Here is a 20321-nt window from a genome sequence, read left to right as displayed (position 1 = left end):
GGCTCAGCCCTGGGCGTTGAGGATCTCGACGACCTTGGCGACAGAGGCCGGCGCACCGGCGACGGACCAGAGCTTCCCGGCTGCCTCGACCTGCTCGACGCGTCCTCCCGCGCCCTCGACCAGCGCGCGACCCGGCAGCAGGTCCCACGGCAGGACGCTGTGCTGCATCCAGCAGCCGTTGTTGCCCTGCGCCACATTGCCCAGGTCGACGGAGGCGGAACCGTTCCAGCGCACCGTCGCGAACTCCTTGACGACCGCGGTGTAGGCCGCGCCGACCGCCGGATCGGCGATGTCGGTGGGGTGCAGGTAGCCGCCGAGGCAGGTGGCTGACGGGGTGACGTTGAGCGGGGCGTCGTCGAGGCGTCCGACCGGGCGACCGTCGACGGTGGTGGGGAAGTCCGCGCCGCCGAACCAGGTGTAGCCCATCGCCGGACGGTGCACCGCGCCGAAGTGGAGCAGGTCGGGGTCCTCGGGATCGCCCTCGACCAGGGCGAGTGCCGAGCACCAGTAGTCCGAGCCGGTGGTGAAGTTGTAGGTGCCGTCGACCGGGTCGATGACCCAGGTGCGTCCGGACTGGGAGGGGGCGGAGGTGCCCTCCTCACCGAGCAGACCGTCCTCGGGACGCAGGGTGCGCAGCGTGGTGGCGATGAACTCCTCGGCCGCCTGGTCGGCGACGGTGACGACATCGGAGACCGAGGTCTTGTACTCGGTGGTCAGACCGGCTTCGCGCATCCGCCACGCGAGACGACCGGCGTTGTAGACGAGGGCCTGCGCGAGGGCGGCGTCATCGTCCCGGTCGTGGGCGATGATGAAGGTCTTGGTGATGGCCTGGAGTGCTTCGGCAGGGATCGGTGAGGACTGCGAACTCATGGGGCCATTGTATGGTGCGCCCTGCGACGGGGCCGGTCGGGGGCCGGTCGGGGTCTGCGCGATGGGGTCGGGTGCGGGGCGGTAGAGTAGGCGACCATGCAGCCGGATGTCACCCAAGCGCTCGACCACCTCGACAGCACCCTCACCACCATTGAGAAGGTGCTGGACCTCGACGAACTCGATGACCGTGTCCGTGAGCTCGAGGCGCAGGCCGCCGACCCGTCGCTGTGGGACGATCCGGACCACGCCCAGCAGGTCACCTCGCAGCTGAGCCATGTGCAGTCGCGGCTGAAGAAGGTCCGTGGCCTGCGCTCGCGGCTCGATGACCTGCCGGTGATGTACGAGATGGCCGACGAAGCCGCCACAGAGGACGCCGCCGAGGGTGCCGAGGCCAAGGGACTGGCGGACGCGGAGCTCGCCGAGTTGAAGACGGACATCGAGTCCCTCGAGGTCACGACCATGCTCTCCGGCGAGTACGACGCCCGCGAGGCCGTGGTGAACATCCGCTCCGCCGCCGGTGGTGTGGACGCCGCGGACTGGGCCGAGATGCTCATGCGCATGTACACCCGCTGGGCGGAGAAGAACGGCCACAAGGTCGAGGTCTACGACATCTCCTACGCCGAGGAGGCGGGCATCAAGTCCGCGACCTTCGTCGTCCACGGTGACTACATGTACGGCACCCTCTCGGTCGAGCAGGGGACGCACCGTCTGGTGCGCATCAGTCCCTTCGACAACCAGGGACGCCGCCAGACCTCCTTCGCCGAGGTGGAGGTGCTGCCGGTGGTGGAGACCTCCGACCATGTCGACATCGACGAGAATGACGTCCGCGTGGACGTCTACCGGTCTTCCGGCCCCGGTGGTCAGTCGGTGAACACGACCGACTCCGCCGTGCGTCTGACCCACATCCCGACCGGCATCGTCGTGACCTGTCAGAACGAGAAGTCGCAGATCCAGAACAAGGCCTCGGCCATGCGCGTCCTCGCGGCGAAGCTGCTGGAGCGTAAGCGCCAGGAGGAGGCCGCGGAGATGGACGCGTTGCGTGGCGACGGCTCCAATTCCTGGGGCAACCAGATGCGGTCCTATGTGCTGCACCCGTATCAGATGGTCAAGGACCTGCGGACGAACTTCGAGGTCAACGACCCGTCCAAGGTGCTCGACGGTGGCATCGACGGGCTGCTCGAGGCAGGCATCCGCTGGCGGATGGCCCAGCAGCAGGGCGAGGGGGAGTAGGGGTTCGCGTTCTCCCGTCAGTCGGGACGCGGTGCACGTGGGCGGGTGCCTTCGTGTTGGGAAACCCGGCCATGCGCGTGCTGCGTTCCATGTGGTCGGTGAGGCTGTCGCCGTGCTCGCGCTGAGCGAGGCGTCCTTCTGCGGTCTCGTCGGACGCCTGCAGGAGAACCGCAGTGACCTCAGGAGCGTCGCCCATGGTGGCGGCGGAGCGTCCGCCGATGAGGAGGAGTCGGGACGTCATGTCGGCGAGGGTACAGCACGGCCCCACGTCAGGAACTGACCCGGACCGGCGGAATCTGCCCGACGGATCGTGCAGATCCGGGTCAGCTCATGACAGTCGTCGTCGGGGTCCTGGGTAGGCTGGCGTTCCTCTGCTAATGTCTGACCAGTCAGTCAAAGAAACTGTCTGGAGGACGCCGGGAGGCGCCGAGGAGAACATGGCCAGGAAGATCGACCCGGAGAAGGTCGCGCAGAAGAAGGCGGAGATCGCCGAGGCCGCCGCCCGACTCTTCGCGACCAACGGCTTCGAGTCCACCTCCGTCGCTGAAGTCGCCCGCGACGTCGGCACCAGCCCGGCCAGCATCTTCTACTACTTCGACGACAAGGCAGCGTTGTTCCGGGCCCCGTTCGAGGCCGACCTGCCGGCGGCGGAGAGGTTGATTGAGGTGCACAGAGAGTCAGCCGACCCCCTGGCGTCCATTCTCGACATCCTCAGCGAACTCTCGAAAGACGCCGCGTACCCCTACGCCCAGGGGATGCTCATCGAGTCGCTGCGCAGGATGGGGCATGACCCTGACCTCGTCACCGCGTCTGAGAAGGTCACCGCAGTCCAGCGCAAGGGTCTCACTGATCTCATCCGACGATCCATCAACGCAGGTCAGGTCGATGCAACCCTCGATCCGGACCACACCGCAGGCTGGCTGATGACCATTGTCGACGCCTGTTACCTCAACGCCGAACCCGGCCACGATCCGTCACCCGAGGTGCGACGCACCGCGCAGGGCTACCTGCGACCGGGCTACCTGAAAGATTCCGACCATGTCTGAACGGCCTGAAACGTTCGAGCCCACCACCGTCACCATCCCCGCCTGGTACCGGCCGGTCTTCACCGTCATCGGTGCCGTTCTCGGACTCGTCCTGGCATTCCTCGTCGGACCGCTGGTCAGCTGGCTCGTCGACATGTTCGACAGTGCTCCGTTGCTGCTGCGCGCGCTCGATCAGCTGTCGCTTGCCTGGGTGCTGCCGATTCTCGTCGCCGTCGGTGGAATCGCCGGCTTCGTCATCTGCACCTCGTGGATGGATGATTCGGGTGCGATCGAGGTCGCTGACTGGGGCATCACCCTGCACCACAAAGGCGACGACCGGTTCCTCTCCAAGGACAGGATGACGCTGCTGGTGGCGTCCGAGAAGGAACTGGTGGTTCTTGACGGGGACGCTGAGCTCTACCGCGGCGGCATCGAGGACGAGATGGTGCCGGGGCTGCGTTCCGCACTGGCGGACCACGACTACCCGCCGCTGGTGGACGCCGACCCCTTCGCCGCCGATTTCACCGACTGGGTCGACGGGGACGGACGCAAGGACACCGCGGTCGATGATCTGCTCCGCGCCCGCCGACGTGCCCTGTCGGACAAGAAGGACGGGGAAGCGGAGGCTGCACTGGAGAAGCTCCGCGCCGCCGGTGTCGCCGTGCGTGACCGCAAGGGACGCCAGCAGTACCGGCTGGTGTGACCGCTACCCCGTCAGCTTCTGCTGTACATCGGGGGCAAGGCGGGCGACGACCTCATCCAGTGGTTCCTCGGCGATCAGGGGGATGTGCAGCACGTAGCGGCATACGGCCACGCCGAGGATCTGGGGAGCGAAGGTCGGGAACCTGCCGATGAACTCTGAGGTCAGGGCTCTCCCTGACCGGCCCTGGAGGCTGGCGACCATGGAGTCGACGAACAGGGGCGCAAGATCCTCGGAGGCGACGGCGGAACGGAACAGTGTCTGCAGGACCGGCCCGGTCCCGGGGGACTCCCAGAGGTTGAGGTAGGCGCGGACGATCCGTTCTCCGACGGAGTCGGTCGGGCCGTCGAGGGCGTCCAGTATCCGATCGCCGAGCTCGCTGCGGTCCACCACAGCCGCGGTGAACAACTGCTTCTTGCTTCCGAAATAGTGCCTGATCAGGCCGGGATCCACCTCTGCCTGTTTGGCGACGGCCCGGACGGAGGTTGCGTCATACCCCCGGTCGGCGAAGGACTCAAGTGCTGCCGCGAGGATCGCCTCCTTGGTTCCGGAGTCGCCGGTGCGGCGTCCGGGCCTGCGGATTCCGGTAGTCTGACCTGCCATGATTCAGTAATTCCTCACGTGGGGAAATGCGTGTACGCTACCGGACAGGCTATATCGGCCCACCCTGGGGCCGCGAATACCGGACACCGCACCCGACAGAGAAGGCACACCATGTCGTCATCAGACCCGGCCACTGAGAACCCCGTCATCGAGGTCCGGGGCCTCGACAAGTTCTTCGGGAAGTTCCAGGTACTCGACGATCTTGACCTCACCGTCGACCGCGGGGAGGTCCACGGCTTCCTCGGCCCCAACGGGGCCGGCAAGTCCACCACGATCCGCGTCCTCCTCGGACTGCTCAAGAGCAACGGGGGCACCGTCCGCCTGCTCGGCGGCGATCCGTGGACGGACACCACCGAACTGCACCGACGTCTCGCCTATGTCCCCGGCGACGTCACCCTCTGGCCCGGCATGAGCGGTGGCGAGGCCATCGACCTGCTCGGGAACCTGCGCGGTGGCCTCGACGAGACGCGGCGTAAACACCTGCTGGACCGGTTCGAGCTGGATCCCACCAAGAAGGGACGCCAGTACTCCAAGGGCAACCGTCAGAAGGTCGCGCTCGTCGCTGCGCTGGCCTCCGATGCCGAACTTCTCATCCTCGACGAACCGACCAGCGGCCTCGACCCGCTGATGGAGAACGTCTTCCAGGAGGAGGTCGCCGCCGCTGTCGACCGGGGTGTCACCGTGCTGCTGTCCAGCCACATCCTCGCCGAGGTTGAGAACCTCGCCGACCGGCTGAGCATCATCCGCGACGGTCACATGGTGCGCACCGGCACCCTCGACGAACTCCGGGGGGACGCCCGGACCACCGTCCGCGCGACCCTGGACTCCGTCCCGGACACCGGTATCCCCGGGCTCCACGACATCGACATCGACGGCCACCACCTCACCGGCACCGTCGACCCCTCCGACCTCGGGGACGCGATGACCGCGCTGTCCTCCCACGGGATCACCGCGCTGAGTGTGGAGCCGCCGTCACTGGAGACCCTGTTCCTCGGGCTCTACGGCGAGGATGATGCTGCATGACCGGCACCGGCAATCTGTTCAAGGCCCTGCTCAGGTACGACGGGCGGCTTTTGGTGCCCTGGATCGTCATCGTCACCTTTATCGCGGCGTCCACCCCGGTGATCTTCGGCTGGCTCTTCTCGAGCCAGGAAGACAAGATGCTGCTCGCCTCGTCGATCGGCTCGAATCCGGCGCTCACCCTGATCTTCGGCACCGCCGGTGACCTCACCACCACCGACGGCTTCACGGTCTGGCGTGGTCTGACCCTCGGTGGCTTCCTCACCGCACTCGGTATCGTCCTCGCCGTCACCCGCGCGACCCGCGCACAGGAGGTTTCAGGGCAGGCCGAGCTGCTGGCGTCCGGCGTCCTCGGCCGCGGTGCCCGGCTCATGGCCCCTGTGGTGCTGGCCGTGCTCGCGGGCCTCGCGATCGGCGTCGTCGCCGGTGCGGCGATCGGTCTGTGCGGCGCGAGCTGGGGGACCGCCCTGCTCATGGGTGCGACGTTCACCGCCGCCGGCTGGATGTTCGGTGCCTGGGCGGCGGTCTCCGCGCAGCTCGCCTCGGACTCGCACGCGGCCAACAACATCGGCATCGGTGCCCTGGCCGTGCTGTTCCTGCTCCGCGGTGCCCTCGATGCCCTGGACGCGCCGGCCTGGACATCCTGGATCAATCCGCTCGGCTGGCTGTCGGAAACCCATGCCGGTGAGGAGGACGCCCGGTGGTGGCCGCTGCTGTTCGCCGTCGCCCTCGCCACCGTGCTCTGTGTCGTGGCATTCCGGCTGCACGGCAGCCGTGACTTCGGACAGGGCGTCATCGCGACGAAGCCCGGTCCGGACCACGGCACGATCCGTGGCCCGTGGGCGCTGACCTGGCGGCTGCACCGGGGCGTCATCTCGGTGTGGGTGGTCATGTTCCTCGTCCTCGGCATCGTCTTCGGGTACATGTCCGACTCGGTGGAGGACCTGCTCAGCGGCGGCGGTGGTTTCGCCGACGTCTTCACCGGTGGCGCCACCGATCCGTCGCTGATGACCCGGTCGTTCCTGACGATGATGCTCAACCTCGCCGGGATCATCGCCTCCGTTCCGGGCGTGCAGATCATGAACCGGCTGCGGACCGAGGAAGAGGAGTTCCGGATCGAACCGTTGCTGGCCACCCCGCTGACCCGGGCGCGGATGTTCCTCGCCCCGGTTTTCATGGCGCTGCTGGTGACGGGAGTGCTGAACCTGCTCGCCGGTACGGTGGTCGGCCTGTTCGTGGCGAACGGCGACAGTGGTGTTACCTTAGGTGAGACTCTCCTGCAGGCCCTGGTGACGGTGCCGGCGATCTGGGCTGTCGTCGGCGTGGCCGTCCTGGTCATCGGCGTCCGGCCGCAGGTCAGCATCGCCGCCTGGGTCGGCGTGGTGGCGTCCTTCGGGCTGACACTGCTCGGCCCGACCTTCAAGCTGCCGAACTGGGTCCTGGGCATCAGCCCCTTCCACCACGTGCCGACGATCGGTGCGGACGGGGCGACCTGGACGGGCCTGATCGTGGTGGGCATCGTGGCCCTGGTGCTGACGGGGGTCGGGCTGGTCGGCTACCGGCGCCGCGACATCGTCTGATGGCTCAGAGCGGGATGACCTCGAGTTCGCCGAGTTCGGCCAGCGGATCGAAGTCACGGTCCTGTGTGTAGACCGGAAGACCGTTCGCTGCGGCGATGGAGGCGATCCACAGATCATTGACGTTGATGCGGCGTCCGGCCTCCAGTTCCGCGAGGGTGATGACCGATACATAGCCCTCATCGGGAAGCCGGGCCGTATCGAGGGGGTGTCCGGATTCCCTGGTGATGAAGACACTCGTGTCCAGCAGACCGCGGGAGCCTGTTCCGCTCATCGGACGGGTCCGAGGTCATCGGTTGTGTCTCCGGCGAGAACTGCAAGTTCGTCCCGCAGGCGGGAATCTGCCTGGTGAGGTCCAAGCTCTGCCGCGAGTTCAGCGCGGGTGAAGAAGACCGGTCGGCCGGGGGGACAGCGGTGCGATCTCCGCGACCGGCCGACCATGTTGGGTGACGGTGATGCGTTCGCCGTCTGCGACGCGGCGAAGCACATCACCGGTGTGATTGCGCAGATCGCGCGAGGCAATGTGTGTCATGTGCGCAGCTGTAGCCACCTGCGCACACATCGGGTACCCCCTACACCGGGTACTCCATCGGCGCGCCCGGCCCCAGCGGGATCCCCAACGACCACCAGAGCACGAAGAACAGGAACCAGCCGATGAGGATGGCCAGGCAGTAGGGGATCATCATCGACATGACTGTGCCCAGCCCGGCCTTCCTGTAGTAGCGCAGCACGAAGGCGAAGGCCATGGCGAAGTAGGGGTTCATCGGGGTGACGACCGCGGTGGCGGAATCACCGATGCGGTAGAGCATCTGGGTGACTTCGGGGGAGATGCCCAGGTACATCATCATCGGCACCACGATCGGAGCCATCAGTGCCCACTGCGCCGAACCGGAGGTGATGAGCATGTTGATCAGGGCGACCATGACCACGAAGCCGCCGAGCAGGACCACCGTCGGCATGTTCCAGCTCTGCAGCAGGTCGGCACCCTTGATCGAGACCCACACACCGATATTGGACGCGGTGAACCAGGCGACGAACTGCGAGACGACGAAGAAGAGCACGAGGATGGGCAGCATGGACTCCAGGCCGCGCTCCATGAAGACCGGGATATCGGTGGTCTTCGTGATGGTCTTGCGCGACAGGCCGTAGACCACGCCGAGGATGAAGAAGATCACGGCGATCGGCACGGCGATGCTGGTGATCAGGGGGCTGTCCATGACCTCTCCACCATCACCCTGCAGCGGAGAGCCGGAGATGAACAGCAGCGCGAAGTAGGCGGCGAGGCAGAGGGCGAAGACGATGCCGGTGAGCTTCAGGGCACGCTGCTCGCCGGGGTGGAGGGTGAGGTCCTTGATCTCGTTGCCGTCGTCGTCGGTGAAGGCGACGGTGGAGTAGTCGACCTCGTCGTGGTTGACGATCTGGTGGATCTTCCTGTCCATGAAGAACTCGGTGACCGCGGTGATGATGCCGGCGAGGACTATCGAGGAACCGATGACGAAGTAGTAGTTCGACAGCGGGTTGACCTCGTAGTCGGCGTCCACGATCTGTGCGGCGGAGGTGGAGATACCGGACAGCAGCACATCGGTGATGTTGAGCAGCAGGGAGGCGTCGAACCCGGCGGCGGAGCCGGCGAAGGCGACCACAGCACCGACGACGGGGGAGCGGCTGAGGGCGTTGAAGGCCATCGCGCCGAGCGGGATCATGATGATGAAGATGGCGTCGGACGCGACGGAGCCGGTGACGGCGGTCAGGGCGACGACGAAAGTCAGGGTCCTGGGGCCGGTCCTCGCGACGACGGAGCGGACCGCCGCGGAGATGAGCCCGGAGTGCTCGGCCACGGAGACACCCAGCATGACGGTGATGATGACGCCGAGGGGCGGGAAGCCGGTGAAGTTGTCGACCGCGCCGCTGACGATCTCCTTGAGTCCGTCGCCGCTGAGCAGGTTGGTGACCTCGACCTTGTCGCCGGTCTGAGGGTCGGTGGCCTCCATCCCGATGAGGGAGCCGAGCCAGCTGAGGACGAGGACGAGGCCGCCGAGGCAGACGAAGAGCCAGAAGGGGTTGGGCAGCAGGTTGCCCATCCGCTCGACGACGCCGAGGAGACCCGGTGTCCGCGTCTCTCCGGAGGAGGTCTTCTCCGGTGGTGACGGGGCCTCCGGAGGCGGAGGCCCGGCGTCGTGGCTGAGGTTCTCTACGGAATCCTGCTGGATTTCTGAGGGTGTAGGCGCATCACTGTCAGACATTTCTGCAGAGTATCAACGGGGGTGCCCTGTCGCACGGGAAAGCAGTCCAATCCGGACGCCACATCAGTCACATCTGTTTCATCAGTCCCATGCGACCAGGTAGGGTAACCGACGTGATCACTTTCGAGAAGGTCAGCAAGACGTACCGCGGGTCAGGTCGGCCCGCGCTGAAGGATGTCTCGGTCAGCATCGACAAGGGAGAGTTCGTCTTCCTCATCGGTCCGTCCGGCTCCGGAAAATCGACGTTCCTGGAACTCATGATCCGCGAGGAGATCGCCGACAGCGGCACGATCAGCGTCGCGGACTACCAGGTCAACACGCTCAAGGCCCGGGACGTGCCGAAACTGCGTCAGCGCATCGGCTACGTCTTCCAGGACTTCCGGCTGCTGCCGAAGAAGAACGTCTTCGACAATGTCGCCTTCGCCATGCAGGTCATCGGCAAGAAGAAGGAGGAGACCGCCACCGCCGTGGCGCGTGCCCTCGACCTCGTCGGGCTGTCCGGCAAGGAGAACCGCCTGCCCAACGAACTCTCCGGCGGTGAGCAGCAGCGCGTCGCCATCGCCCGTGCCGTGGTCAACCGCCCGCTGATCCTGCTCGCCGATGAGCCGACCGGCAACCTCGACCCGGACACCTCCACCGAGCTCATGGGGCTGCTCAGCCGCATCAACCGGGACGGCACCACCGTGGTCATGTCCACGCACGACAACACGGCGGTGGACTCGATGCGTCGTCGCGTCCTCGAACTGTCCAAGGGAAAGCTCGTCCGCGACGACGCCCACGGCGTCTACGGCGTGGGACGCTAGGGGAGGAGAGAACCATGAAACTCGGATTCATTCTCAAGGAGGCCTTCGACGGCTTCCGGCGTAACGTCACCATCACCGTCGCCATGGTCATCACCACGGCGATCTCCCTGGCCCTGGTCGCGACCGGCGTCCTGCTGACCAACATGACCTCCGACACCAAGGAGATCTACCTCGACCGCATCGAGGTCATGGTCCAGCTCGACGACCACACCTCCGGTACCGACACCGACTGCTCCGGCACCGAGTGTGCCGCGGTGAAGGAGAAACTCGACTCCAATGACGAGGTCGAGGCCGTCACCTTCCGCAACAAGGACCAGAGCTTCGATCGCTTCGTGGAGCTGTTCAAGGACTCTGACCCGCAGCTCGTCGCCCAGACCAGCCCGGACGCCTTCCCTGCGGCCCTGCACGTGCGGCTCGCGGACCCGCTGGACACCTCCGCCATCGACGAGATCCGTGACATGCCCGGTGTGGCGACCATCGTCGACCAGGGCGATGACCTGCGCGGCGCAACCCGCAACCTCGACTCGATCCGGAACGCCAGCTTCATCCTCGCCGTGGTCCAGGGCATCGCCGCGATCCTGCTGATCATGAACATGGTGCAGATGGCCGCCTTCCAGCGACGGACCGAAGTCTCCATCATGCGGATGGTCGGCGCGACCCGCTGGTACACCCAGGCACCGTTCGTCATCGAGGCGGTTCTCGCCGCCCTGCTGGGTTCGGTCCTGGCCGTGGTCGGCATGTTCGCCGGCAAGCAGCTCGTCCTCGACAAGGCACTGAAGTCGCTCTACGACTCCCACCTCATCGCACGCATCGACTCCTCGGACATCTGGACCATCGCGCCGGTGGTCATCATCGTCGGCGTCGTCATCGCAGCGGTGACCGCACAGGTGACGCTGCGCTGGTACGTGAAGAAATAGTGGTGACCGGGTAGTATTGCCCGGGTTATGGCGAAGAAGAGTACGCCGGTGGACTCCGGCAAGGGCGCGGGCAGGAAGGCTGCCAAGGCGAAGGGGACGCCGGGCGGCAAGGGCGGCGGCCCACTGGTCGTCGCGACCAACCGTAAGGCGCGGCACAACTTCAAGATCCTCGAGACCTACGAGGCCGGCCTGGCCCTGGTGGGTACCGAGGTGAAGTCGCTGCGTGAGGGCAAGGCGTCCCTGGTGGACGCCTTCGCCACTGTCGACGCCGGCGAGATCTGGCTGCGCGGTCTGCACATCCCCGAGTACACCCACGGGACCTGGACCAACCACGCGCCGCGGCGTACCCGCAAGCTGCTCATGCACCGCGGCGAGATCGACTCGATCATGGGTAAGGTCCGCGACGGCAAGAACACCCTCGTCCCGCTGCAGATCTACTTCTCGGGAGGACGCGCCAAGGTCGAGCTCGCGCTGGCCACCGGAAAGCAGGACTACGACAAGCGCCAGGACATCAAGCGTCGCACCGAGGAACGTGAGGTCACCCGCGAGCTGGGACGCCGCGTCAAGGGCATCAACGCCTGACGGTCGGCGCCGCCCGGCGGGTGGACCTGCTCAGGAGTCCCAGATCGGCCCGAACGCTGGCACGCCCCGGCTCTCGAGCCCGCGCACGACACGGTCGGTGACACCGGCATTCGCCACACAGATCACCGCGTCCGCCCCGGTGGAGACGAGTGCGTCCCCGTAGGTGTCTCGGGGTTGCTTCGCCACCCACACCAGCCGGGTGCCCTGGGTGTCTGTGAACAGGTGTCCGGGGACCGGCCCGACACCACTGCCCGTCGCCACGTGCAGCACCCGGGTGAACAGCTTCTTCGCTGTCGCCACACCCTTCACCCAGCCATGCGTCGGCGGATTGTCGATGAAGTCTGCGGTCCAGTTCCCGGCCCGGGAGACGACCATCCGGTACCCGGGCTCACCGGGGACGGTGGGGACACAGGCGAAGGGGTGCCAGCCGAGCAACGGACGCCGGCTGATCGCCCGGGTCGTGTCCACCGCAGGGACATACCGGTGCCCCGGCCGGACCACGGCAGCATGGTCGGAGGGGCGATCCACGGACACGGGGACGCGGCGCAGCAGCAGCCAGGGCCAGACAGCGAGGCAGGTCGAGACGGCCAACATCCAGAAGTGCGGTGAGGCCAGCAGTGTTACGGCGGCATCCTGGGGACCGCCTTCCCGGTGGGCGAGCAGGACGGCGTTGATCCAGCCGGGGAGGAGGACGGCCCAGGCGCCGAACCGGTGGGAGGCCTCGAAGATGTCGTGGTGCCGCTTCCGGAACTCCGGGGTGGCGAGAGCGCTCACCGTGACGAGGGTGAGCAGCGCGAGTCCGGTGAGGAAGAAGATCAGGTTGGCGGTGAGGTGAGCCGTGTCGTGCAGTAGCCGGCGATGCCGATACCGAGGGCGACGGTGACGGCGTCGTCGGCGTGGAATGCAGGGGGCGCCCGATGCGGCACGGAGCCGCAGATGGGGTCCTGACCGTCAGTGTATCCGTGGCGGAGCCGGGACGATGGTGACGGAGGGAGTCTGAGGGAGGCTGAGGGAGTCTGAGGGAGGCCGAGGGAGGCCGAGGGAGGCGGATGGAGGCGGATGGAGGCGGATGTGGTGCCGCCGGGAATTGAACCCGGGCGCGGTGGGTTATAGTCTGTAGATCCTGCCGTTGATCGAGCTTTCCGGCGGCAGGGGATGCAGACTTCCGGTGTAACCCGGGGGTTCATGAGGGGTCGATCAGGTTTCGACTTCGTGCATTGAGCCAGGGGAAGCGTGCCGGTGCAGGCTAGAGACCACCGCAAGCGTCGCAGCAACCAATTAAGCGCCGAGAACACTCAGCGCGACTACGCTCTCGCTGCCTAATCCAGCGAAGCGTGTCTGTCGGCCCGGGGTCTGTTCCCCCTCCGGTCACCGGCATCGTTCCGGGAACTCACCTGACGGCCCCGTCATCCGGACCGTCAGGGACATTTCAGGGTGACTGGGCTCATCGTCCGGGCAGGTCTGCGTGACCCGGAGAGCCGAGCAGGGATAGAGCGGACTGCGCACGGAGAAGCCCTGGCGAGGTCGCGAAGGACCCGGGTTCAATTCCCGGCGGCTCCACGACTAGACCCCCTGACCAATTGCAGGTCAGGGGGTCTTTCTCTGCGCTGTCGGCTGTGGGGCGACGGGGTAAGGGTCAGCCCGACCGGTGCCGCAGACATGAAGCCCTGTGGTTTCGGCTCGCTGAAAGGAGTCAGGCGAAGCCGGGGGTCATGCCGCGACCGAAGCCGCGGAACCCTCCGAAGCCTTCGTGTCCCCGGCCGTCGCGGTGTCCACGGCGTCCACGGTGTCCATGTCCGCTCCGGTACTCGCGGGTCTCGCGGTACTCCCGGAACTCCGCCTCATCGCGACGGTGGGGACGCTCGCCGTCGGGCCGGCTGTGTCCACGTCGACCGCGCCCGGGGCCGTCCTCAGGCTCACAGTTCGGCCCACCGTGGGGTCCGCCGTGGGGTCTACTGTGTGGACCAGGTCCGACCCCGGGACCGAACCCGGGACCGCGACCGAACTCCCGGCCCGCCTCGCGGAAGTGCCTGGCCCGCTCGCCGATCTCCGGATACTTCTCCTCCAGTGCATCAGTCACCTTGGTGGTGAGGGTGCACCACGTCTCCCGCTCTTCATCGGTGAGTACGTCGAACGGATCCTCTCCGGTGCACGCGTCGATCTCGGACGCAGCCTCGCGACCGGTCTCGGTGAGCTCGATGAGGAAGGACCGGCGGTCGTTCTCATCGCGCTCCCGGGTGACCAGTCCCGCGGTCTCCAGCTTGGCGATCAGTTCGCTGAGGGACTGGGGGCGGACACCGAGCATGTAGGCGAGGTTCTTCTGGGGGAGCGGGGACTGCAGGGCGAGGATGCCGAGCACCCGGCCCTGGCCGGAGCGGATCTCCCCACGGAAGCCGCCGCGCCCGCCGCGTCCGCGGCCGCCACCGTGCCCCCTGTGTCCTTCGTGTTCCTCCACGGTGCCGTCATCGCGGCGTCGCTCCCGGTCGGCGGCGCGCATGAGCACGAACAGCCGGGCGGCGAGTTCGGCGGTGTTCCCGGTGGTGTTGTTGATGCCAGTCATGATCTCTCCTTGAGGTGTGTAGGTACCTGACTATCAACATGATACGCAGGTACCTGACAAAGTCAACAGGCACCTGACTAATTATCGGTATGCGCAGGTCACTGCAGATATGTCGACGCCCGCGTCCTCTCCGGAAGTGGAAGATGACGCGGGCGTCGGACGATGCAGTGTGAACTGCGGGGGACGAGCCCCGTAGGTCAAGCCCTACATGTGCGGCTTGACCAGGTCAGCGATGAGCTGGCTTCCCTTGTCGGAGGGGTGGAAGAGGAAGTTGTAGTTCGGGGTGGTGGTGTCCACCACGCCCGCCACGTACCGCTCGGCGTCCGGGGTGGAACAGGTGTCGTGCCCGGCCGAGGCGGCACGGACGTCGACGAAGGTCGCTCCGATCTCACGGGCGGCGTCACGCTGGGTGGCCTGCAGCCACCGCTCCACATCGCCCAGCACCGGCACGGGCAGACCCAGCGGGAACTCGGGGATGACGTTGAGCGGGCAGACCATGCTGTTGCCGCTGATCTGCAGCATGCCCGGCATCACGATGTTCGCGTTGGGGGCGTAGTTGCGGATCTTGTTCGCGATGGTGTGCATGTCCCGGATGTAGGTGGAGCGAACCACGCCCGGATCGAGGAAATTGTTGCCGTCGTGGAAGTAGCCCCACGGGCCGTAGTTGTTCATGCCCACGGCGACGGCCACGGTGCCGGTCCCGCCGTTGAGGGCGCCGGCATTCCTGGCGGCCTCGATGCGGTTGATCACGTCACCGGTGGTGTGGCCGTTGCAGGACCAGTCGTTGAGTACGCGACCGGTCTGGGCCGCCAGCTTCCGCGGCCAGTTGTTCGGGGACTGCACGCAGCCGCCGGTACGGGGGTAGTTGTCGTCCGGAGCCAGGCCGTAGGTCACCCAGAAGTCCGGGTTGGAGGCGTAGGAGTCGCCGAAGACGGTCAGGGCGCCCGGAGCGGCCTCCGCGGTCGGGGTGTCGTTGCCGGACACGGCCAGACCGCCGGCGATGAGGGCTGCCGCGGAGACGGTGGCCGCCACCGTCCCGGCGATCCGCCGCCGGATGCGGGAAGCAGGCTTGTCGGTCTTGTGGCGCGCGTGCATGAGTGCCTTTCTCGAAGCGTCAGTACAATTGTCATACCATCGCACATTCGCCCGGGAAAGTTACCTCCGTTGATGAAAACCCTGGCCAGCGACTATGTGGCGGGGGAGGGAAAGTGTCGCCGAAATCACCCCTGCAGACAACCGGTTCCAGTTGTGGAGGGTCCCCTCACCCCATAGATTCATCACCTATGCGCCTTTTCCCGAACCGTCGTCGTGCGACCGTGGTCGCCGCGACCGCTACCGTCCTCGCAGCCGGTGTCAGCCTGCTGACCGCCCCCGCCGCCGGGGCATCCAGTGTCTCCCTCGGACCGGTCGCCACCCCGGTCCTCCCGCGGTGCGAGCCGAGCATCGTCATCATCGTCCCCGGCGGCGGTAACTCCGTGGAGGGCATTCCGGAGAACCTCCCGGTCGGTGGCTACACCGCGGACATGGGGGCGCGGGTCGACCAGATCGGCCGCTCCACCAGCCGCACGGTCTCCTACAACTCCGGCGCCTTTGTCGCCCGTGACTACCTCGACGCCGCCGCGGACGCCACCAGCCAGACCCGGGACCTGGTCCGACGCACCGCCGCAGAGTGTCCCGGTGCGAAGATCAGCCTCTACGGCTACTCCCTCGGGGCGGACGCTGCGGCCCATGTCGCCGCCGAGATCGGTCAGGGCAACGGCCCGGTCTCCCCGGAGCGTTTCGGCTCCGGGGTCTTCCAGGCCAACCCCTACCGGGGCAGGACGACCGCCCAGGGTGGCACGGCAACCCCCGGCACCGGCATCCTCGGCGACCTCTCCGGCGCCTACGGCTCGGTGAGTGACCGGATCATGGACGTCTGTGACCGCGGTGACTTCACCTGTGACTCCGACACCTGGACCGGTGACGTCCGCGCGAACCGGGAGGCCTTCCTCGGTGTTTCGGCCCGCGGAGGCTACCAGGGGCTGACCGCCATCCCGGGTGACCAGCGTCAGTCCCTCGCCTTCGAGACGCTCATCGGCGTCCTGCCCGGAACCTGGCTGCACACCAACAGCTACTCCGCGACCGGCAGCTTCTCCCGCGGTGAGGGCTTCCTCCGCGGCCACATGGCCTGACCGTCACGGCTGTCGCGGCGCAGCAGCCACAGCGACACCACCCCGGCGATGAGGACGACCAGCGCTCCCTGCCACGTGTACCAGGTCGCGCCCCAGGCGCCCTTCTCCTGCATGACCCAGTAGGTGAGGTTGAAGTAGAAGGTCGTGCTGACGTACGGCAGCATGACCAGCGCCACGACCGCCGCTCCGACAAGGACGCCGGCCTGGGGCACCCACCATCCCCCGATACCGGCACGCGCGGCGGTCTTCTCTGCGGTCCGGACCGCTAGGTCGACCAGGCAGAGCGCCAGCGGCACCAGCCAGACCCAGTGGTGGTGCCAGGAGAACGGGGAGATGAGGCAGGCGGTGATCCCGCCCAGTGCCATGACCAGTGCGTCGTTGCCGCGTCGGGAGGCGGCGATGACCGCCAGCGCCGCCGCAGCGAGGATGACCACCACCAGCACCAGCCACAGCAGGGTCGCTCCGGTGCCCTCGTGGCCGATCCAGCGCACCGCCGTCGACTTCAGCGACTGGGCGCCGGGGTTGTCGAGGGCGCCGATGCGGGAGTCGTCGAACAGGGCGGAGGTCCAGAACTTCGTGGCGTCCGGCACCATGACCAGGCCGATGACCACGGTGGCGAGGAAGGTTCCGGTGGCGACCGCGGCATCCCGGAAGCGACGTTGCAGCAGCATCACCCCGATGAAGATCGCGGGTGTGAGTTTCAGCCCTGCGGCGAGGCCGACCCCGATGCCGCTGAAGCGGTCCCGGCGTCGCAGGAAGTCCAGTGAGACCAGCAGCATGAGGACCAGGTTGATCTGCCCGTAGAAGAAGCTCTCCCGGACCGGCGCCAGCGACATCGCCCCGCACGCTGCGAGGACGCCGAGGGCGGCGGTGCCCGCATCCGGTCGCCAGCCACGCTGCACGAGGACGCCGATGGTGACTGCGACGAGGCACCCGGCACAGGCCATCGCCCAGAGGATCGCCGCGTTCATCGGTGGGAACAGCGGCAGGATCCGGAAGACCGCGGCGGCGAACGGCGGGTAGGTGAACGGCAGGAATCCCCACAGTCCGCCGTCGTACACCCCCTGTCCGTTGTTCAGGTGCTCACCGGCGGTGTAGTAGACCATGAAGTCCGGCGAGAGGCGGAAGAGATTGAGTCCCCGCTCCCCGAAGATGAAGGGGTTGGTGTCCCGCTTGAGGACGACCAGCGCGAGGACGAGCAGAACCACCCAGAGCGCCGCACGGGGACGACGGGAGGACCGTGGAGAGGTCCGGGGGCAGCCTCAGTGGTGCCGCCGGGAGTTTCGGTCAGGGACATATCTCCCACAATTACCAGTGCGCTGCAGAGTCTCCGGTGAGGCGGCACCGGCGGGGGTGAACACTCACAGGTTCGGTTCACCCCGCCGACACAGGATGGGGCCGGTCAGTTCACGCGCTGTCCGTGTTCGTCCTCGTGCTCGGCCCAGGCGTCGTCGCGCAGTGCGTTCTTGCGTACTTTGCCGGTGGAGGTGCGGGGGAGTTCGTCGAGGACGCGGTAGTCGCGGGGCACCTTGTAGCCGGCGATCTGGCCCCGGCAGTGGTCGATGACGGACTGCTCCACCTGTGCCGCGGCGTCCCCGGTGGCGTCGGTACCCGGGGTGAGGACGACATAGGCGCGCAGTCGCTCACCCCACTTCTCGTCGGGGACGCCGATCACCGCGACATCGTCGACGGCGGGGTGGCTGATCACGGCCTGCTCGACCTCGATGGTGGAGATGTTCTCACCACCGGAGATGACGACGTCCTTGGCCCGGTCGAGGATCTGGATGTAACCGTCCGGGTGTTTCACGGCGAGGTCACCGGAGTGGAACCAGCCACCGACGAAGGCCTCGGCGGTGGCGTCCGGATTGTGGAAGTACTCCTTCATCACGCCGTTGCCGCCGAGCACGATCTCGCCCATCGTCACTCCGTCAGCGGGGACGTCGACGAGGACGGTGTCCGGCGGGGCGCCGGTGGGGACCATCTCGACGACGCGGGCGTCCGCGTTGGTGATCATCGGGACGCCCTGGCGGGCCTTGAGTTTCGCCCGACCGGCGACGGGCAGGTCGGCCCAGTCCGGCTGGGGCTCACAGACGGTGTAGGGGCCGTAGCTCTCGGTGAGTCCGTAGACGTGGGTGACGACAATGCCGAGGTTCTCGCAGGCCTCGATGATCGTCGGGCTCGGCGGGGCACCTGCGGTGACGACGGACAGGCCCTCGGCCGGGTGTGCTTCATCTGCGCCGACGAGTGTGGAGAGTACCGCCGGGGCGCCACACATGGCGGTTACGCCCTCGGTGTCGATGAGGTCCCATATCTCGGGTCCCCGCACAGCACGCAGCGCGACCTGGGTGGCGGAGACCGCCATGGCCGCCCAGCCCGTGCACCAGCCGGAGCAGTGGAACATCGGCAGGGTCCACAGGTAGACCGTGTCGCGGGTGAGGTCCTGGGTGGTGACCTCGCCGAGGGCGTTGAGGTAGGCGCCGCGGTGGGTGTAGACCACGCCCTTGGGTCGCCCCGTGGTGCCGGAGGTGTAGTTGATGGCGATGGCGGCGTCCTCGTCATCGACGGTGAAGGGGAAGGTCGTGTCGTCGTCCGCGTCCTCCTCATGATGGACACCCTCATCGAGGAACTCGTCCCAGGTGGTCACGGTGCCGGCGTCCGGGTGCTTCGGCTGTGGCTGGGATCCGTCGGCGTTGTGGATGAGCACGAAGGTGTCGACCAGTCCGGCGGATCCGAGGGTGCGACGCGAGGCGAGGATGAGGTCCTGCTCACCGAAGAGGATGCGGATGTCGGAGTGGTCGCAGATGTAGCGGACCTCGGCGGGGGCCAGACGCGTGTTGATCGCCACGAGGACGCCGCCGGCCAGCGGGACGGCGAACTGGGCGAGCAGGGCCTCGTAACTGTTGGATGCCAGCATTCCGACCCGTTCGCCGGGGCGCAGCCCGCGGCGTCGCAGGGCCCGGGCCAGTTTCACGGCGTCCGCCCTCATCGCGGCGAAGGTGATGCGGCGGGGGCCGTCGATGCAGGCGGTCTTACCGGGGTGCACCTGGGCAGAGCGGTCGAGGAAGCGCAACGGGGTGAGTGAGGACTGTGCGGATCGTGACACCGGGATGGTCTCCTTGTCGGGACGAAAGTTGTGGTGCGTGCCACTGTAGCGGTGCGGGGGTTGTGGGGAGCGGGGTTGTGTGGGTGGCGTGGTCAGTTGTCGGGCGACCGGGCTGCATTCAGGGCCGCCGACCCCTGTGCCACGGCGAGCGGGCGCTGCAGGAACTGCGAGTATCCGAACACGCCCCGGGCGACGAAGTGCGCGAGGCGGTCACGGGTGAGATTGTGCGGCGGTGGCAGTTCCATCTCGAACTGTGCGACCTGGTCCGCGGCGCGGGCGTAGACAAGTGCGGTCTCCATGTCCGGGGCGAGACCCCACCCGGCCATGCGGTCCAGTTCAATGTCGAGTGCGGCCGTCGCATCCTCCGCGCCCGGATTCCATTCCATGGTGGTGACGATGTCGGACGCGGTGACGGGGGATCCATGGGTTCCGGTCGGGGTTGCGGGTGATGTCGTGGATGTCGCCGGGCCCGCCGCAGTCGGCAGGCCGAGCACCGTCGACTGCACGACGCCCATGAGCTGTGCCGGGGGCATCTCGGGATCACGTACGGCGTCCACCACAGACACCACAGACACCACAGACACCACAGACACTGTCCTCGCCACCGTGGCCGCTGTTCTCGCGGCCTGTCTGATCGTCATCCGCTTCAGTCTCTTCCTCCACCTCCACCTCGTGCGCCGCGATCTCACCCTGGTGCTGCCGGCGGGCCTGCAGGAGGCGATGCGGTGGGCGGTGCGCGTCAGTTTCTACGTCTTTTTCGCCGCCCGGATCCTTCCGAAGCTCCGTCGCCGCTGGCCCGGTCTCGCCGAGCGGGTCTTCCTCGTGGTCACGCCGCTGTGGTTCCTCGTGGTCGCGGTAGCGCTGGGCGTCGCCTGATCCGCAGTGGCGGACTCAAATGTAGGACATTTGGCACTATC

The 20321-nt window shown here is 67.2% G+C and carries 21 protein-coding genes, 1 other RNA gene and 1 pseudogene; 12 read left to right on the top strand and 11 right to left on the bottom strand.

The window, feature by feature from the left end; genetic code table 11:
• Nucleotides 1-3: 3 nt before the first annotated feature.
• Nucleotides 4-870, bottom strand: a complete 867-nt coding sequence (locus Q0A27_RS02975) for an inositol monophosphatase family protein (protein WP_291473586.1) — start codon at nucleotides 868-870, stop codon at nucleotides 4-6.
• A 96-nt stretch (nucleotides 871-966) separates the two neighbouring features.
• On the opposite strand from Q0A27_RS02975, the gene prfB reads away from it, so the two are divergent.
• The 4 genes from prfB to Q0A27_RS02955 all read left to right on the top strand — a co-directional run bounded on the left by prfB (nucleotide 967) and on the right by Q0A27_RS02955 (nucleotide 3828).
• Complete coding sequence (gene prfB, locus Q0A27_RS02970) at nucleotides 967-2100, top strand: peptide chain release factor 2 (protein WP_291473585.1); 1134 nt, start codon at nucleotides 967-969, stop codon at nucleotides 2098-2100.
• A gap of 112 nt (nucleotides 2101-2212) precedes the next feature.
• Entirely contained in the window at nucleotides 2213-2380 is a 168-nt protein-coding gene (locus Q0A27_RS02965) for a hypothetical protein (RefSeq protein ID WP_291473584.1), read from the top strand.
• 157 nt (nucleotides 2381-2537) lie between these two features.
• A complete protein-coding gene (locus tag Q0A27_RS02960; RefSeq protein WP_291473583.1) occupies nucleotides 2538-3146 on the top strand; it encodes a TetR/AcrR family transcriptional regulator in 609 nt (202 codons plus the stop codon).
• Nucleotides 3139-3828: a hypothetical protein gene (locus tag Q0A27_RS02955; protein WP_291473582.1), complete on the top strand. Its 690-nt coding sequence runs from the start codon at nucleotides 3139-3141 to the stop codon at nucleotides 3826-3828. The genes Q0A27_RS02960 and Q0A27_RS02955 overlap by 8 nt, the downstream gene beginning before the upstream one ends.
• A gap of 3 nt (nucleotides 3829-3831) precedes the next feature.
• Here the strand turns inward: Q0A27_RS02955 and Q0A27_RS02950 are convergent, their stop codons facing one another.
• Nucleotides 3832-4428: a TetR/AcrR family transcriptional regulator gene (locus Q0A27_RS02950; RefSeq protein ID WP_291473581.1), complete on the bottom strand. Its 597-nt coding sequence runs from the start codon at nucleotides 4426-4428 to the stop codon at nucleotides 3832-3834.
• 111 nt (nucleotides 4429-4539) lie between these two features.
• On the opposite strand from Q0A27_RS02950, the gene Q0A27_RS02945 reads away from it, so the two are divergent.
• Nucleotides 4540-5451: an ABC transporter ATP-binding protein gene (locus Q0A27_RS02945; protein WP_291473580.1), complete on the top strand. Its 912-nt coding sequence runs from the start codon at nucleotides 4540-4542 to the stop codon at nucleotides 5449-5451.
• Nucleotides 5448-7028, top strand: a complete 1581-nt coding sequence (locus Q0A27_RS02940; protein WP_291473579.1) for a multidrug ABC transporter permease — start codon at nucleotides 5448-5450, stop codon at nucleotides 7026-7028. The genes Q0A27_RS02945 and Q0A27_RS02940 overlap by 4 nt, the downstream gene beginning before the upstream one ends.
• 4 nt (nucleotides 7029-7032) lie before the next feature.
• Here Q0A27_RS02940 and Q0A27_RS02935 read toward each other — a convergent pair whose 3' ends face one another.
• The 3 genes and pseudogenes from Q0A27_RS02935 to Q0A27_RS02925 all read right to left on the bottom strand — a co-directional run bounded on the left by Q0A27_RS02935 (nucleotide 7033) and on the right by Q0A27_RS02925 (nucleotide 9268).
• Nucleotides 7033-7299 (bottom strand): hypothetical protein, encoded by a 267-nt coding sequence (locus tag Q0A27_RS02935; RefSeq protein WP_291473578.1) that lies wholly within the window; start codon nucleotides 7297-7299, stop codon nucleotides 7033-7035.
• A pseudogene (locus Q0A27_RS02930) lies at nucleotides 7296-7557 on the bottom strand (type II toxin-antitoxin system Phd/YefM family antitoxin). Before Q0A27_RS02930 ends, Q0A27_RS02935 begins: the two are co-directional and overlap by 4 nt.
• A gap of 40 nt (nucleotides 7558-7597) precedes the next feature.
• A complete protein-coding gene (locus Q0A27_RS02925) occupies nucleotides 7598-9268 on the bottom strand; it encodes an AbgT family transporter (RefSeq protein WP_291473577.1) in 1671 nt (556 codons plus the stop codon).
• A 113-nt stretch (nucleotides 9269-9381) separates the two neighbouring features.
• Between Q0A27_RS02925 and ftsE the strand changes: the two genes are divergently transcribed.
• Genes ftsE through smpB form a run of 3 tightly spaced genes read left to right on the top strand, consistent with a single transcriptional unit; the run spans nucleotide 9382 to nucleotide 11570 of the window.
• Nucleotides 9382-10071 carry a cell division ATP-binding protein FtsE gene (gene ftsE, locus Q0A27_RS02920; protein WP_291473576.1) on the top strand — a complete coding sequence of 230 codons (690 nt, stop codon included), beginning with the start codon at nucleotides 9382-9384 and terminating at the stop codon, nucleotides 10069-10071.
• Between the two features lie 14 nt (nucleotides 10072-10085).
• Nucleotides 10086-10988, top strand: a complete 903-nt coding sequence (gene ftsX / locus Q0A27_RS02915) for a permease-like cell division protein FtsX (RefSeq protein ID WP_291473575.1) — start codon at nucleotides 10086-10088, stop codon at nucleotides 10986-10988.
• Nucleotides 10989-11015: 27 nt separating this feature from the next.
• Nucleotides 11016-11570 carry an SsrA-binding protein SmpB gene (gene smpB, locus Q0A27_RS02910; protein WP_291473574.1) on the top strand — a complete coding sequence of 185 codons (555 nt, stop codon included), beginning with the start codon at nucleotides 11016-11018 and terminating at the stop codon, nucleotides 11568-11570.
• Nucleotides 11571-11600: 30 nt separating this feature from the next.
• Here smpB and Q0A27_RS02905 read toward each other — a convergent pair whose 3' ends face one another.
• A complete protein-coding gene (locus Q0A27_RS02905; protein WP_291473573.1) occupies nucleotides 11601-12344 on the bottom strand; it encodes a hypothetical protein in 744 nt (247 codons plus the stop codon).
• Nucleotides 12345-12759: 415 nt separating this feature from the next.
• On the opposite strand from Q0A27_RS02905, the gene ssrA reads away from it, so the two are divergent.
• Nucleotides 12760-13133: a transfer-messenger RNA gene (gene ssrA, locus Q0A27_RS02900) on the top strand.
• Between the two features lie 130 nt (nucleotides 13134-13263).
• Here ssrA and Q0A27_RS02895 read toward each other — a convergent pair.
• Both Q0A27_RS02895 and Q0A27_RS02890 read right to left on the bottom strand, forming a co-directional pair.
• Nucleotides 13264-14130, bottom strand: a complete 867-nt coding sequence (locus Q0A27_RS02895; RefSeq protein ID WP_291473572.1) for a MarR family transcriptional regulator — start codon at nucleotides 14128-14130, stop codon at nucleotides 13264-13266.
• A gap of 204 nt (nucleotides 14131-14334) precedes the next feature.
• Nucleotides 14335-15225, bottom strand: a complete 891-nt coding sequence (locus Q0A27_RS02890; RefSeq protein WP_291473571.1) for a GDSL-type esterase/lipase family protein — start codon at nucleotides 15223-15225, stop codon at nucleotides 14335-14337.
• Between the two features lie 188 nt (nucleotides 15226-15413).
• On the opposite strand from Q0A27_RS02890, the gene Q0A27_RS02885 reads away from it, so the two are divergent.
• Nucleotides 15414-16301 (top strand): cutinase family protein, encoded by an 888-nt coding sequence (locus tag Q0A27_RS02885; protein WP_291473570.1) that lies wholly within the window; start codon nucleotides 15414-15416, stop codon nucleotides 16299-16301.
• Here Q0A27_RS02885 and Q0A27_RS02880 read toward each other — a convergent pair.
• The 3 genes from Q0A27_RS02880 to Q0A27_RS02870 all read right to left on the bottom strand — a co-directional run bounded on the left by Q0A27_RS02880 (nucleotide 16241) and on the right by Q0A27_RS02870 (nucleotide 19988).
• On the bottom strand, nucleotides 16241-17509 hold the full coding sequence (locus Q0A27_RS02880; protein ID WP_291473569.1) for a glycosyltransferase 87 family protein: 1269 nt from the start codon (nucleotides 17507-17509) through the stop codon (nucleotides 16241-16243). The genes Q0A27_RS02885 and Q0A27_RS02880 overlap by 61 nt on opposite strands.
• Nucleotides 17510-17703: 194 nt before the next feature.
• Nucleotides 17704-19404, bottom strand: coding sequence for an AMP-binding protein (locus Q0A27_RS02875; RefSeq protein ID WP_291473568.1), 1701 nt, complete (start codon nucleotides 19402-19404; stop codon nucleotides 17704-17706).
• A 92-nt stretch (nucleotides 19405-19496) separates the two neighbouring features.
• On the bottom strand, nucleotides 19497-19988 hold the full coding sequence (locus Q0A27_RS02870) for a hypothetical protein (RefSeq protein WP_291473567.1): 492 nt from the start codon (nucleotides 19986-19988) through the stop codon (nucleotides 19497-19499).
• 22 nt (nucleotides 19989-20010) lie between these two features.
• On the opposite strand from Q0A27_RS02870, the gene Q0A27_RS02865 reads away from it, so the two are divergent.
• On the top strand, nucleotides 20011-20280 hold the full coding sequence (locus Q0A27_RS02865) for a hypothetical protein (RefSeq protein ID WP_291473566.1): 270 nt from the start codon (nucleotides 20011-20013) through the stop codon (nucleotides 20278-20280).
• The last annotated feature ends 41 nt before the right edge of the window (nucleotides 20281-20321 follow it).

This window comes from Corynebacterium sp. (assembly GCF_022712275.1).
Taxonomy (GTDB): domain Bacteria; phylum Actinomycetota; class Actinomycetes; order Mycobacteriales; family Mycobacteriaceae; genus Corynebacterium.
The sequence above is the reverse complement of the archived record's forward strand: the minus strand, read 5'-3'. Positions and strand labels throughout refer to the sequence as shown.

Excerpts from the sequence above, each read along its gene's own strand:
- Q0A27_RS02975 (WP_291473586.1), bottom strand. The coding sequence starts at position 870 with ATGAGTTCGCAGTCCTCACCGATCCCTGCCGAAGCACTCCAGGCCATC.
- prfB (WP_291473585.1), top strand. The coding sequence starts at position 967 with ATGCAGCCGGATGTCACCCAAGCGCTCGACCACCTCGACAGCACCCTC.
- Q0A27_RS02960 (WP_291473583.1), top strand. The coding sequence starts at position 2,538 with ATGGCCAGGAAGATCGACCCGGAGAAGGTCGCGCAGAAGAAGGCGGAG.
- Q0A27_RS02955 (WP_291473582.1), top strand. The coding sequence starts at position 3,139 with ATGTCTGAACGGCCTGAAACGTTCGAGCCCACCACCGTCACCATCCCC.
- Q0A27_RS02950 (WP_291473581.1), bottom strand. The coding sequence starts at position 4,428 with ATGGCAGGTCAGACTACCGGAATCCGCAGGCCCGGACGCCGCACCGGC.
- Q0A27_RS02945 (WP_291473580.1), top strand. The coding sequence starts at position 4,540 with ATGTCGTCATCAGACCCGGCCACTGAGAACCCCGTCATCGAGGTCCGG.
- Q0A27_RS02940 (WP_291473579.1), top strand. The coding sequence starts at position 5,448 with ATGACCGGCACCGGCAATCTGTTCAAGGCCCTGCTCAGGTACGACGGG.
- Q0A27_RS02935 (WP_291473578.1), bottom strand. The coding sequence starts at position 7,299 with ATGAGCGGAACAGGCTCCCGCGGTCTGCTGGACACGAGTGTCTTCATC.
- Q0A27_RS02925 (WP_291473577.1), bottom strand. The coding sequence starts at position 9,268 with ATGTCTGACAGTGATGCGCCTACACCCTCAGAAATCCAGCAGGATTCC.
- ftsX (WP_291473575.1), top strand. The coding sequence starts at position 10,086 with ATGAAACTCGGATTCATTCTCAAGGAGGCCTTCGACGGCTTCCGGCGT.
- smpB (WP_291473574.1), top strand. The coding sequence starts at position 11,016 with ATGGCGAAGAAGAGTACGCCGGTGGACTCCGGCAAGGGCGCGGGCAGG.
- Q0A27_RS02895 (WP_291473572.1), bottom strand. The coding sequence starts at position 14,130 with ATGACTGGCATCAACAACACCACCGGGAACACCGCCGAACTCGCCGCC.
- Q0A27_RS02890 (WP_291473571.1), bottom strand. The coding sequence starts at position 15,225 with ATGCACGCGCGCCACAAGACCGACAAGCCTGCTTCCCGCATCCGGCGG.
- Q0A27_RS02885 (WP_291473570.1), top strand. The coding sequence starts at position 15,414 with ATGCGCCTTTTCCCGAACCGTCGTCGTGCGACCGTGGTCGCCGCGACC.